The 11,401-nt window shown below is 69.0% G+C and carries 18 protein-coding genes; 11 read left to right on the forward strand and 7 right to left on the reverse strand.

Annotation, left to right across the window (positions count from 1 at the left end):
• Positions 1-90 precede the first annotated feature (90 nt).
• Positions 91-489, reverse strand: a complete 399-nt coding sequence (locus NQK81_RS27240) for a very short patch repair endonuclease (protein ID WP_257489859.1) — start codon at positions 487-489, stop codon at positions 91-93.
• A gap of 122 nt (positions 490-611) precedes the next feature.
• Complete coding sequence (locus NQK81_RS27245) at positions 612-1,178, reverse strand: TetR/AcrR family transcriptional regulator (RefSeq protein ID WP_257483760.1); 567 nt, start codon at positions 1,176-1,178, stop codon at positions 612-614.
• Between the two features lie 47 nt (positions 1,179-1,225).
• Here NQK81_RS27245 and NQK81_RS27250 point away from each other — a divergent pair, with 47 nt between their 5' ends.
• On the forward strand, positions 1,226-1,894 hold the full coding sequence (locus tag NQK81_RS27250; protein WP_257483761.1) for an SDR family oxidoreductase: 669 nt from the start codon (positions 1,226-1,228) through the stop codon (positions 1,892-1,894).
• Between the two features lie 4 nt (positions 1,895-1,898).
• Positions 1,899-2,792, forward strand: a complete 894-nt coding sequence (locus tag NQK81_RS27255; protein ID WP_257483762.1) for an SWIM zinc finger family protein — start codon at positions 1,899-1,901, stop codon at positions 2,790-2,792.
• Here the strand turns inward: NQK81_RS27255 and NQK81_RS27260 are convergent.
• Positions 2,789-3,781 (reverse strand): SEL1-like repeat protein, encoded by a 993-nt coding sequence (locus NQK81_RS27260; protein ID WP_126732369.1) that lies wholly within the window; start codon positions 3,779-3,781, stop codon positions 2,789-2,791. The genes NQK81_RS27255 and NQK81_RS27260 overlap by 4 nt on opposite strands.
• A 159-nt stretch (positions 3,782-3,940) precedes the next feature.
• Here NQK81_RS27260 and NQK81_RS27265 point away from each other — a divergent pair, with 159 nt between their 5' ends.
• A complete protein-coding gene (locus NQK81_RS27265) occupies positions 3,941-4,609 on the forward strand; it encodes an HNH endonuclease family protein (RefSeq protein ID WP_038507695.1) in 669 nt (222 codons plus the stop codon).
• 28 nt (positions 4,610-4,637) lie between these two features.
• Positions 4,638-5,294, forward strand: coding sequence for an alpha/beta fold hydrolase (locus NQK81_RS27270; RefSeq protein ID WP_257483763.1), 657 nt, complete (start codon positions 4,638-4,640; stop codon positions 5,292-5,294).
• Here NQK81_RS27270 and NQK81_RS27275 read toward each other — a convergent pair.
• On the reverse strand, positions 5,272-5,907 hold the full coding sequence (locus tag NQK81_RS27275) for a nitroreductase family protein (protein WP_257483764.1): 636 nt from the start codon (positions 5,905-5,907) through the stop codon (positions 5,272-5,274). The genes NQK81_RS27270 and NQK81_RS27275 overlap by 23 nt on opposite strands.
• A 55-nt stretch (positions 5,908-5,962) precedes the next feature.
• On the opposite strand from NQK81_RS27275, the gene NQK81_RS27280 reads away from it, so the two are divergent.
• A complete protein-coding gene (locus NQK81_RS27280) occupies positions 5,963-6,439 on the forward strand; it encodes a MarR family transcriptional regulator (RefSeq protein ID WP_257489860.1) in 477 nt (158 codons plus the stop codon).
• Here NQK81_RS27280 and NQK81_RS27285 read toward each other — a convergent pair.
• The 3 genes from NQK81_RS27285 to NQK81_RS27295 all read right to left on the reverse strand — a co-directional run bounded on the left by NQK81_RS27285 (position 6,408) and on the right by NQK81_RS27295 (position 8,097).
• A complete protein-coding gene (locus NQK81_RS27285; RefSeq protein ID WP_257483765.1) occupies positions 6,408-6,833 on the reverse strand; it encodes an ATP-binding protein in 426 nt (141 codons plus the stop codon). The two genes, NQK81_RS27280 and NQK81_RS27285, sit on opposite strands and share 32 nt — an antisense overlap.
• Positions 6,834-6,910: 77 nt before the next feature.
• Entirely contained in the window at positions 6,911-7,684 is a 774-nt protein-coding gene (locus tag NQK81_RS27290) for a SigB/SigF/SigG family RNA polymerase sigma factor (protein WP_306855993.1), read from the reverse strand.
• Positions 7,681-8,097, reverse strand: a complete 417-nt coding sequence (locus tag NQK81_RS27295; RefSeq protein WP_016330768.1) for an ATP-binding protein — start codon at positions 8,095-8,097, stop codon at positions 7,681-7,683. Before NQK81_RS27295 ends, NQK81_RS27290 begins: the two co-directional genes overlap by 4 nt.
• 136 nt (positions 8,098-8,233) lie before the next feature.
• Between NQK81_RS27295 and NQK81_RS27300 the strand changes: the two genes are divergently transcribed.
• The 6 genes from NQK81_RS27300 (at position 8,234) to NQK81_RS27325 (ending at position 11,357) form a co-directional block, all read left to right on the forward strand.
• Positions 8,234-8,542: a WhiB family transcriptional regulator gene (locus NQK81_RS27300; RefSeq protein WP_037315146.1), complete on the forward strand. Its 309-nt coding sequence runs from the start codon at positions 8,234-8,236 to the stop codon at positions 8,540-8,542.
• A gap of 214 nt (positions 8,543-8,756) precedes the next feature.
• Positions 8,757-9,110, forward strand: a complete 354-nt coding sequence (locus NQK81_RS27305) for an STAS domain-containing protein (RefSeq protein ID WP_126732363.1) — start codon at positions 8,757-8,759, stop codon at positions 9,108-9,110.
• 54 nt (positions 9,111-9,164) lie between these two features.
• Positions 9,165-9,950: a metal-dependent hydrolase gene (locus NQK81_RS27310; protein WP_126732362.1), complete on the forward strand. Its 786-nt coding sequence runs from the start codon at positions 9,165-9,167 to the stop codon at positions 9,948-9,950.
• Positions 9,951-10,013: 63 nt separating this feature from the next.
• Positions 10,014-10,571, forward strand: a complete 558-nt coding sequence (locus NQK81_RS27315; RefSeq protein ID WP_257483766.1) for a TetR/AcrR family transcriptional regulator — start codon at positions 10,014-10,016, stop codon at positions 10,569-10,571.
• 53 nt (positions 10,572-10,624) lie between these two features.
• Positions 10,625-10,939: a superantigen-like protein SSL4 gene (locus tag NQK81_RS27320; RefSeq protein WP_257483767.1), complete on the forward strand. Its 315-nt coding sequence runs from the start codon at positions 10,625-10,627 to the stop codon at positions 10,937-10,939.
• Positions 10,940-10,976: 37 nt separating this feature from the next.
• On the forward strand, positions 10,977-11,357 hold the full coding sequence (locus tag NQK81_RS27325; RefSeq protein WP_257483768.1) for a hypothetical protein: 381 nt from the start codon (positions 10,977-10,979) through the stop codon (positions 11,355-11,357).
• Positions 11,358-11,401: the final 44 nt, after the last annotated feature.

Here is an 11,401-nt window from a genome sequence, read left to right on the forward strand (position 1 = left end):
GTCGCCACCCCTCCACGTGTATCACGTACTACTTCTGGGTGACAACATTATTTGACAGTTGCGGATGTGTCAAATAGAGCTTGACTTTCACTATTTTGGCTGGTGAGACCGTGTGTGGCGACGCTGTTGAACCACCTCGTGAATCTTGTCGACCGCAGCGGGCAGTGCTTCGTGTTCCCAGATGCGGATGACGAGCCAGCCTGCTTCCGCGAACTTGTGGTCTGTGTCCAGGTCTCGCCGACGATTCGTTTCGATCTTGGTGCGCCAGAAGTCGGCGTTGGTCTTCGGCCATGTCGCGTGTTCGGGGCAGCCGTGCCAGAAGCACCCGTCGATGAAGACGGCGACTCGACTCGGGCCGAACACGATATCGGCTTCGCGCCGCACGCCTTTCACTGGTCGTCGATGGACGCGGTAGCGCAAGCCGGCGGCGTGCAGGGCGCGGCGCAGCTCGACTTCGATCTTCGTGTCGCGCGACTTTTGTCTGCTCATCCGAGTGCTTGTCTCGGGTGTCGTGGCGAGCCGCTTCACCCGCCCATTCTGGCAACCTCGGATAGAGGGTCCTGAGTGGGTGCGCCAGCTGCATCGGGCTTCAATCGGGCGACGCGTCGAAGTCAATCCCCAAAGACGCTGGTCAGCGCCTCCCGGATCAACCCCGCCAGATCCGCCTCCCCGTCCGTCTCCGCCCACCGCACCAGCGCGACGTGGGCGGCGCCAAGGCACGCCATAGCCGTAGCCCGCACCTGAAACTCCTCATCCGGCGAAGGCGAGGGACCACAGAGAGCGGTGACGATCGCATCGGCCGTCGCGTACTGGCTGTCCAGATGCCGCGCCCGCAGCGCTGGCACCGAGATCATCAGCCGTAGCCGCGCCAGCAGGAACGCCTTCTCCTGCGAAGACCCCAAGGCGGCGGTCGACTCCAGCGCGCGCCCGATCCGCACAGGCAGCGGGCCAGGAGGCTGATCAAGCACGGCAGAAGCGGTCACGGGGTCGTATTCGTCGTAGAGGACCAGGTCCTCCTTCGTCGGGAAGTGCCGGTAGACCGTCATCGCCGAGACGCCGGCGGCCGCGGCGACGTCGGCGACGGTGGTCGCGTCGTAGCCGACGTCGGTGAAGAGGCGGATGGCGTGCGTCTGCACCTGAAGCCGGGTTTCGGCGCGCTGGCGGTCTCGGAGGCTCACGTGGTAGACACTATCAAAGTGTTAGTCACTAACATCTGGGGTGAGCGATGAAGACGGCATTGGTGACCGGGGCGTCACGGGGGATCGGGGCGGCGATCGCGCGGAGGCTCGAGAAAGACGGCATCCGGACGATCAGGCGATCAAGTGAACAGGCCGACTTGTCGACCATGGAAGGTGTCGACAAAGCCCTGGAGGACATCGACAACCTGGACATCCTGGTCAACAACGCGGCCGCCCAGCCGGCGGGCCCGATCGAGTCGGACACGCCCGAAAGCTTCGATCGGCTGATGGCGGTGAACGTGAAGGCGCCGTACTTCCTCATCCAGCGGGCACCGCTGAACGACGGCGGCCGCATCGTCAACGTCTCGTCGGTCGCGACCAGGATGGCCAACCCGGCGCAGACGTCCTTCGCGATGACGAAAGGCGCGCTCGAGACGATGAGCCGCACCCTCGCCCACCAGCTCGGACCGCGCGGCATCACGGTCAACGTCGTCGCGCCGGGCGCCACCAGGACCGCGGACAACGGCGCGATCTTCACGTCGGAGCTGGAGGCAGCCATCAAAACCCTTACGGCGCACCGAAGGCTCGGCACCGCGGAGGACATCGCGGACGTCGTCGCGTTCCTCGCCTCCGACGACGCCCGGTGGGTGACCGGGCAGGTCATCGAGGCGAGCGGCGGGTTGTTCCTCGGGCCGCCGGGCCAAGGCGCAGAATAGGCCGGTGACGTGGTTCAGCGAGGACGAACTCCGCAGGCAGGCCGGTGACGTCTCGTTCGCGCGTGGCGCCAAGTACCTGGAGTCGGTCGAGACGCTGGACGACGTCGCGGGCGGGGTCACGGCGGTGGTCAGCGGCACCGACCGGTACACGGTCCGGTTGCGCAACGTCGACGGCGAGCTGATCGGCGAGTGCTCCTGCCCGCACGCGGCGGACGGCTTCTTCTGCAAGCACTGCGTGGCCGTCGGGCTCTTGGTCCTGGAGGGCGTGGCGGACGGCGGCGCGGCCGACATCCGCGGGTACGTCGAGACCCTGGACCGCGCCGAGCTGGTCGAGCTGCTCGTCGCGCACGCGAACGAGGACCCGGCCCTGTTCCGCAAACTCTCGCTCAAGGCGGGCCGCGGCGACCTCGACGCGTTGCGGCGGCACGTCGAGGGAACGTTGCGGTTGCGCGGTTTCGTCGGCTTCCAGGGCACGGTCGCGTACACCGAGAAGGTGCGCGAGGTGCTCGCCACCGCCAGGGAACTCATGGACGGGCCGCTGCTTTGCCGCATAGTCGAGCTGGTGGTGGAGGCGCTGGACTTCGTCGAGGATTCGTTCGGCGCGCTCGGCGACGAGGCGAGGGGCGCGCTCGCGTTGTACGCCGAGGCTTGCGCGGACTCGCCGCCGGAGCCCAAGGAGCTCGCGGAGTGGTTGCTGCGGCTGGACCTCGACGGTTCGGGCCGGGTCGACGTGAACATCGCGGACTTCACCGCGGGTCTCGGTTTCGAGGGGCTCGCGGTGTTCCGCGCCGGCGTCGAGGAGCGGTGGCGGTTCGACGACGGCGAAGACCCGTACCGCAGCCGCAAACTCCAGCGGCTGCGTGAGGGGTTCGCGGCGATGCGGAACTGGAAGGCCTAGTACCGCTGACGGTTGCGGTACAGCTCCTCCAGATCCTTCAGCCCCGCTTGGTCGCCGGTGTCCGCGGCCGCGCGGAACCAGTGCTCGGCCTCTTGGAAGTTCCCGTGGTCGGCGGCGAGCCTGCCGAGGTTGGTGTACGCGGGAACACTGCCGAGTTCCGCGGCCTTCCGGTACCAGGCGGTGGCCTCGCCGGGATCGTTCCGGTCGTTGGCCAGCACACCCAGGTTCGTCATCGCGGCCGCGTCGCCCCGCTTGGCGGCCTTGAGATACCAGCGTTCGGCGGCGTCGAGTTCACCGCGACGGTGCAGCACCAGGCCGAGGCGGACGGCGGCGTCGGGGGCACCGGCGGCCGCGGCCGCGTGATAGCAGCTTTCGGCACGCGTGAGATCGCCCCGTTGCTGGGCCTGGTGGCCGAGTTTGATCAACGACGTCGCGTCGGCCTCTTCACTCGCCTTGCGCCACCAGGGATCCGCCTCGGACGTCCGGCCGGTGTCGCAGAGCACGGCGCCGAGCGTGATCATCCCTTCGACGTTGCCGGCCTCCGCGGCCTCGCCCGCCCAGTACTCGGCCTCTTCGAGCTCGCCGCGCCGGTGCAGCGCCCGCGCCAGTTCCGCCATCGCCTCGACCCGGCCTTCGGCGGCCGCCCGTCGCCACCAGTCCTGGGCGGCGTCGGAATCTCCTCGTTTCGCGCAGAGATTTCCCAGAAGCGACATGGCATGCGAATCACCGGCGGTCGCGGCTTCGCGGTACCAGCGTTCGGCCTGTTCGGGCACGCCGCGCTCGGTCAGGAGATGCGCCAGGTTGCCCATCGCGACCCTGTCCCCGCCCTCGGCGGCCTTCCGGAACCACGCCTCCGCCTCGTCGAGATCCCCGCGCTCCAACGCGGTGGATCCCATACGCGCCATGGCGATCACGTGACCGCGCTCCGCGGCCTTCCGGTTCAGATAGTCGTCGACCCGGGTGTTCCACTTACGTTTTCCGTCGCCCACAAGCCCGCTCCTTCCGGCAGCGTCGCTGGGGTAGTCGCTGCTCAGGGCCCCGATGTGACAACAACTACCGGGTGTCATCGCCGTGTCGCACCCGGTTTCCCCGCGCCGCGCGGCGATACTTGGCGCTCCCCCCAACCCCCTGTCGAGAGGAACCGCGCGGTGGCAACGCGTACCAGCCAGATGACCACGGCTCAGCGGCTGCTCCTGCTGATCACCCTCGCCGCCGTCGTGCTCGCGGTCTTCTGGTTCGTGAGCGGCAAAGGCGACGCGCTGCAGCCGAAGCCCGCCAACCCCGCGAGCGCCGCCGACGCGCGCAAGCAGCTGGACGAGCTCACCGTCGCGCCGCGCGGTTCGATGGACGGCTACGACCGCAAGAAGTACCCGCACTGGGACAACCAGGGGAACAACTGCAACACCCGCGAGTTCGTGCTCAAGCGTGACGGCAAGGACGTTAAGGCCGGTTCCGACTGCGCCCCGACCTCCGGCAGCTGGACGAGCATCTACGACGGCGAGACCTGGACGAAGCCGACCGACGTCGACATCGACCACATGGTCCCGCTCGCGCAGAGCTGGGTCAGCGGCGCGAAGTCGTGGACCGACGAGAAGCGGCGCCAGTTCGCGAACGACCTGACCCGCCCGCAGCTGTTCGCCGTCACCGACAACGTCAACCAGGAGAAGAGCGACAAGGCGCCGGACCAGTGGAAGCCGCCGCTCGTCTCGTTCTGGTGCACCTACGCCACCGACTGGATCACCGTGAAGCACTACTACGGCCTCACGATCACCACCGCCGAGAAGAGCGCGCTCAGCGACATGCTCGGTCGTTGCTGATCCGTCCGCCTTCGGGTTGGCTGTGGCCATGACGACCTTCGTACTGATCCATGGCGGTGGCGGCAGCGCCTGGGACTTCCACCTCCTCGAGGCGGAGCTGACCGGCCGCGGGCACGACGTCGTCGCGGTGAACCTGCCGATCGACGACGAGAAGGCCGGTTTCCCGGAGCACGTCGACGCGGTCGTGAACGCGGCCGGCGACCGCGAAGACCTGGTGGTGCTCGGCCATTCCTACGGCGGCTTCACCGCGCCGATCGCCGCCGGGAAGCTTTCGGCGCGGCTGCTCGTGATGCTGACCCCGATGATCCCGAAACCGGGCGAGACGCCGGGGGATTGGTGGGGCAACACGGGTTTCGAGGACGCGGAGGGCCTCACCGACGAGGAGAAGTTCTACAACGGCGTCCCCGCGGACATCGTCGCGGAGGCGGGCTCGCACGGCCGCAACCAGGTCAGCGCCGAATGGGGACAGCCGTGGCCGCTGGACGCGTGGCCGGACGTCCCGACGAAGGTGCTCATCGGGCGCGATGACCGTTTCTTCACGCCCGAGTTCCAGCGCCGGGTCGTCCAGGACAGGCTCGGCTTCGCCCCCGACGAGATCGACGGCCCGCACTCCGTGCCCTTGAGCCACCCCAAGGAACTGGCGGACCGGCTGGAGTCCTACCTCACCAGCGATCCAGCCGCATGACCTCTTCGAGCGGCTGCCGCGCGGCGGGCTTGAAGGTGTCGCCGGTGTAGAACGCCGTCGGGATCAGCGCGGCCTGGTGCACGTTCTCCGGCAGCCCGAGGATCTCGGCGGCCTCCTTCTCGTACGCGAGGTGCAGCGTCGTCCACGCGGTGCCGAGCGTGACGGCGCGCGCCGCGAGCATGTAGCTCCACACCGCGGGCAGGAGGTTCCCCCACAGACCGGCCTGGTTGCCGGCGGGCAGCTCCGCGCTGTTCGTCTCCAGGCACGGGATGACGTGCACGGGCACTTCGCCCATCTTGTCGGCCAGGTACTCGACGCTGGAGCCGACGCGCTTCTGCACCTTCGACCGTTGGGGGTCGTCCGCGAACAGTTTCCCGGCCGCCCGCGGGGAATCCAGGTACTCGCGGCACGCCCGCTGGTACAGCTTCCCGAGCTCGGCCCGCTGCCCGGGATCGGTGATCACGAGCCAGTGCCAGCGCTGGGTGTTCGATCCGCTCGGCGCCTGCAGCGCCACCTGCAAGGCGTGTTTGACCAGTTCGAGAGGCACCGGCCGGGTCAGGTCCAGTCGTTTGCGGACGGTCCGGGTGGTCGTCAGCAGCTCTTCGGGCGTCATCCGGCGATTATGTCGTTATGATCCGCTGGTGGGGAGGCCGCCGCGCGAACGAGGGATGGGCACTTTGCTCAGGCACGTCCTCGAAGTGACCGAGGCGGACGTCGCCGCGTTCTTCGAGGACATCGGCCTGGGGGACTACCGCCCGCGGTTCACCCCGTTCGTCCGCGCGATCGTCGCGCACGGGCCGCTGCCCATCCGCGACCTCGCCGCCGAAGTCGGCGTCACCCATTCCGCGGCCAGTCAGACGATCGCGCAGATGGCGCGACAGGACCTCGTCTCGCTCCGGCCCGGGACCGACGCCCGGCAGCGGATCGTTTCGCTGACCGAGAAGACGCGGCGCCTGATGCCGACGCTCGAAGCCGAGTGGGCGGCGACCAGTGCCGCGGCCGCGCAGCTGGAAGCCGAACTGCCGTACCCGCTCAGGGAGGTACTGATCGCCGCCGTCGAGGCCTTGGAGCGGAAATCGCTCCGGGAGCGCATCGCCGAAACGGACGCCGCGCTCAAGCTGGAGCGTCGGCCCGGTCGAGACTGAACACGGCCCAGACGTACTTCCCGCCGGAGCAGAGCTCGTGGCCCCAGTCGTCGGACAACGCGTGCACCAGCTGGAGACCGCGGCTGCGCGCCGCCATCGGCGACGGCTCCTTCAGCTTCGGCCGGTTCGTCCCGGAATCGAAGACCCGCAGGGTGAGCCTTCCGTCGGAGTACTCGACCTCGAGCCTGTCCGGCTTCTCGCCGTGCTCGAAGGCGTTCGTGACCAGCTCGGAGGTCGCCAGGAGGACGTCGTCGACCGACGGGCCGTCGAGGCCGAAGCCCGCCAGAGTCGCTCGCACCGCCTGCCGCGCGACGGCGGGTGCCGTCACATCGACCGGCAAGGGGAGGGAGACCACCGGCAACGAGCCCTCCGATCGCGTCTTGGACATCGTCATGGTTCCGCACCTCCCCTCACGAGAGACTCTCAGATCCGCTGTTCGCCTCCCTGATACCCACAAGGGCCGTGGTCGAATCAGGTCCCGTCGGTGAGTTCGGTCTCGGTCAGTCCTTCCCGCAGTTTCTTGAGCGTGGCGGCCAGCAATCTCGACACCTGCATCTGGGAAACACCGACACGGCGCGCGATGTCCGACTGGCTCATCCCGGACCCGAACCGCAGCGCGACGATCTTGCGCTCCCGGTCGGGCAGCCGTTCCAGCATCGGCCGCAGCGCCTCGCGCAGCTCCGCCTGGCTCAGATTGGCGTCGGCCTCGCCGAAGCGGGTGTGCGCCGAGTTCTCCAGGAGGTTGTCCAGCGAAGCGCCGTACCGGCCCTGGCCGGCACGGAGACCCTCGTAGACCTCGTCGATCGGGACGCCGAGATGGGCGGCGATCTCACTGGGCTTCGGCGCGCGGGAGAGCCGGACCGTCAGCTCCTCGCGCACGGCGGAGATGTTCGCGTTCAGTTCCTTGAGCCGCCGCGGCACCCGCACCGACCAGCTGTTGTCCCGGAAGTGGTGCCGCAGTTCGCCGGAGATGGTGGGGACCGCGAAGGCCAGGAAGTCGCTGCCCTGGCCGGGGTCGAACCGGTCGACGGCGTGGATCAGCCCGATCGTCGCGATCTGGACCAGATCCTCCATCGACTCGTCGCGGTTGCGGAACTTGCGCGCCAGGTTGCGCGCGAGTTCGAGATGCGCGCGCACCAGTTCGTCCCGCAGCGTCTCGCGCTCGGGGGAGTCCTGTGGCAGCGCGCACATGCGCTCGAACAGGGCCGGAACGTCCGCGCCGTCTTGCTCGACGGGTTCGGTCACGGCCGGGCCGCCTCGCTCTCCCGGATGAGCTCCACCCTGGACAGGTAGCCGCCGTCGGCCGGGGTGACACTCCGTCGCGCGGACGTCGCCAGCGCGGTGAGCAGCTGCCAGGACAGACCGGTCTCGTCGTCGGGTTCCGGAGAATCCGAAAGCACCGAGACGGTCACCTCGATCCGCCCGTCCTTCCACGAGAAGACGCAGGTCAGGTGCCCGTCGGCGGCCGAGGGGAGCAGCATGGAGCAGGCCTCGTCCACCGCCATCCGGAGGTCCTCGACCGCGTCCAGGTCGAAGTCCTGGCGCATCGCGATGTCCGCGACGATCGTCCGGAGAGTCGGTACCACGTGCGGTACCGCGGCCGTGCGTACCTCGATGAGTTGAGCGCCCTCGCCGCCGGGCGGGGTGTTGTCCACCACGTGTGTTCCTCTCTCCAGCTGCGCTGCCGATCGATCAGATGCCCTGGGTGTGAGCAAACCAAACCCACGTTTGAGCCGCGCAGGGGGCGGGCATGTAACCGGCGACAAACGATCTCCTGGGAAGGCGGGGACCGACATGGCTGACGTGAGCCGGCTGCCGAACGTGGTGGCGGAAGAGTGGGACTGGCAGCTCCGTGGGTCGTGCCGAGGCGCCGACAGCAGCTTGTTCTTCCACACGGACAACGAGCGCGGTTCGGCTCGCGAGCGGCGCGAATCGCGGGCCAAGGCCATCTGCCAGACCTGCCCCGTGCTGGCTCAGTGCCGCAAGCACGCGCTCGCCGTGCAGGAGCCGTACGGCATCTGGGGTGGTCTTGGCGAGATCGAGCGCCGCGAGCTGTTCCTCCGCGAACGCCGCGCCGGGCGCAAGGCGTTGACCGCGCATTGAGCGCGTCCCGGGCACCGGTCGGCGACGCGCGCGACGGCGATCGTGGCGCCCCGTCCGTACTGGGTTAGGGTTGGGACTGTCGTTGCGGGGACAGCCACGCCTACCCGCCGAAGAAGAGCGTGCGTCCGTGTCCGGACTGGGCGCGGCCGTCGCTTGAGACCACAGGCGCGTTCCGGCGCTGAGCGTCGGTTCTCACCTGATGAGGAGAATGTGCATGCCCGCAGCGGACCAGAACACCACGCCGCCCGGTTTCAGCATCACGCTGGACGCCGACGCGTCTGAACCGCGTGTGGTGGTCACCGGTGAGCTCGACCTGCTGACGAGCCCGCAGCTTCAGGAGACCCTCGGGGCCCTGATCACGGACAAACCGTCGGGTCGGGTGGTCGCCGACCTGACCGGCGTGACGTTTTTCGACTCCTCGGCCTTGAACGTGGTGCTCCAGGCACAGCGTCAGGCCGCCGAGAAGGAGGTCGAGCTCGAACTCGTGCCCAGCCCGCAGGTGAGCCGGGTGATCGAGCTCACCGGCGTCGCCGAGCACCTCAGCGTGTCGGAGGAGCCTCCCGCCTGATCCCCCGATACGGTCGTGGGCTCGTGATCCGCGACACCTGGGGGCAGTACGATGATGGGGCGCACGCATGCCCTGACCGGATGGTGCGCGGGGCTCGCGCTCGCGCCCGTCGTCGGTGCGGGGACGGTGCATCAAGCGGTCGTGTTCGCCGCGACCACGGCAGGCTTCGCCCTCCTTCCCGACCTCGACCACCCGGGCGCCCGCGCGTCGAAACTGCTCGGCTGGTTCACCGGCGCGATCTCCTGGCTGCTCCGCCGGGTTTCGGCGGCGCTGTACGCGCTGACCAAGGGACCCCGGGACGAGAAGGTCACCGGTAAGCACCGCCATCTTTCGCACACCGTGCTGTTCGCCGTCGGCCTCGGCTTCCTGACCTCCTGGGGCACCGCCGAGGGCGGCCCGTGGGCGGTGTTCGGTGTCGTCGTCCTCGGCCTGCTGCTCGCCGAAGGAGCGCTCGGCGACTGGCTCCTGCCGGTCAGCGGCGCCGCGGTCGCCTGGTGGGTGTGGACCGCCCCGCCGGACAAGGCGGCGCAACTCGCGGAGATCTCCGGCTGGCTCGGCGTCGCCGTCGCGGCCGGGTGCTTCGTGCACTGCCTCGGCGACGCGCTGACCGAGTCCGGCTGCCCGTTCCTGTTCCCGATCCCGATCGCGGGCGAGACCTGGTACGAGATCCGGCCGCCCAAGGCGCTGCGGTTCCGCACCGGCAAGAACGTGGAGAACCGGCTGATCTTCCCGGTGTTCGCGGTCGCCGCGGTGGTGCTGATCCCGGGTGTCTGGGATTACCTGTTCACCACCGTCCAGGGCTTTTTCCCGCCGGAGGGCACGCAGACCGCGGTGCAGTGAGGAATGCCCTCGTCTGCGGCGGCGTTGAATCGGAACGCCGGACCCGGTTCGAGGAGGGGAACAGTGGAGAAGCCCGCGCTGCGCGCCGACGCGCGCCGCAACCGAGCGAAGGTGCTCGCGGCCGCCGAAGAGGCCTTCGCCGTCGACGGCCTCGCCGTCCCCCTAGACGAGATCGCCCGTATCGCCGGTGTCGGCGCGGGTACGGTCTACCGGCATTTCCCCAGCAAGGAAGCGCTCTTCCAGGCCGTCGTGGTGGACCGGCTCGAACAGTTCGCGGCGGAAGCGCGCGAACTGCTGACCGCCGAAGACCCCGGCGAAGCGTTCTTCGACTTCTTCAAACGCGTCGTCCAGCAGGCGTCGCGCAACCGGGCACTCTGCGACGCGCTCGCCGAGACGACCGGGCTGGGTTTCAAAGCGAGCGCGGGCAACGACTTTCGTGCCGCTTCGCAGGCGCTGCTGACCAGGGCACAGGCCGCGGGCGGCGTCCGCGAGGACATCGACGGCGACGACCTGCGCGCCCTGATCGCCGGATGCCTGGCCGCCGAACGGTATTCGCTCGAAGAACGTCATCTCGTGCGGATCGTTGTCGACGGATTGCGTACGCAACGTAACGAAACGTAAGATCGTCACGAGTGGTCCTCGTACCTGCGCTTCGCATGGTGAGGGGGTGCCGGATGTCGAGCCAGGGTTCCGTCACGGTCGCGGCCATCGCCGGCCTCGCGACCGGGCTGCTCGTCGCCGCCCTCCTGGTGGCGGGCCGCGAGCCGCAGCGCCGCGTGTACGAAGTCGGCACGACCCCATCCCCGGTCACGACGTCCCGTTCGGTCGGGCCGGTCACGGTGACCGTGCCGGGCAGCGCGCCGGAACCGCTCGTCGTCACCCGCACCCGGACGCCGGCGCCGCGCACGGTGACCAAGACCGTGACGCCTTCACCCACCTCGACGGAGCTGCCGCCGTCGTCGACGACCACCGGGTTCCGTAGCGACTGAGGCAACCCGGGCGGCCCTTCGCGCCGTCTGTCCAGGTATGCGAAGAGCGCCCGTTTGCCTGCTCCTGCTCGCGACCTTGGCCGCTTGCCATCCCGGTGAGACGGCCTGTGCGGCCATCGGCTTGTCGGAGGGGATATCCCTCGACGTCCCACCGGGCGTCACCCGTGTGTCGCTGGAGTTGTGCTGGGCCGGTGCCTGCGTGACAGAGTCCGCGCCCGGCGGCAAGCGCGTCTTCATCCCGACCCGGGGCCTGCCGACCACGCCGGTGCGGACCACGGTGACCCTCGACGACGGCCGGCCCCACACCCTCGACGTGACACCGGCGATCGCCTATCCGATCAAAAAAGAGTGCGGAGGCGGCGTGCCGGTCGCGAAACTGGTCGTGACGTCCGGCGGCGAAGTACGGCAAGTACCGTGAAGGCCGCCCACCCCGTCGGACGGCCTTCACGGTTTCCCCTGTGG

It is taken from the genome of Amycolatopsis roodepoortensis (assembly GCF_024628825.1).
GTDB lineage: Bacteria > Actinomycetota > Actinomycetes > Mycobacteriales > Pseudonocardiaceae > Amycolatopsis > Amycolatopsis roodepoortensis.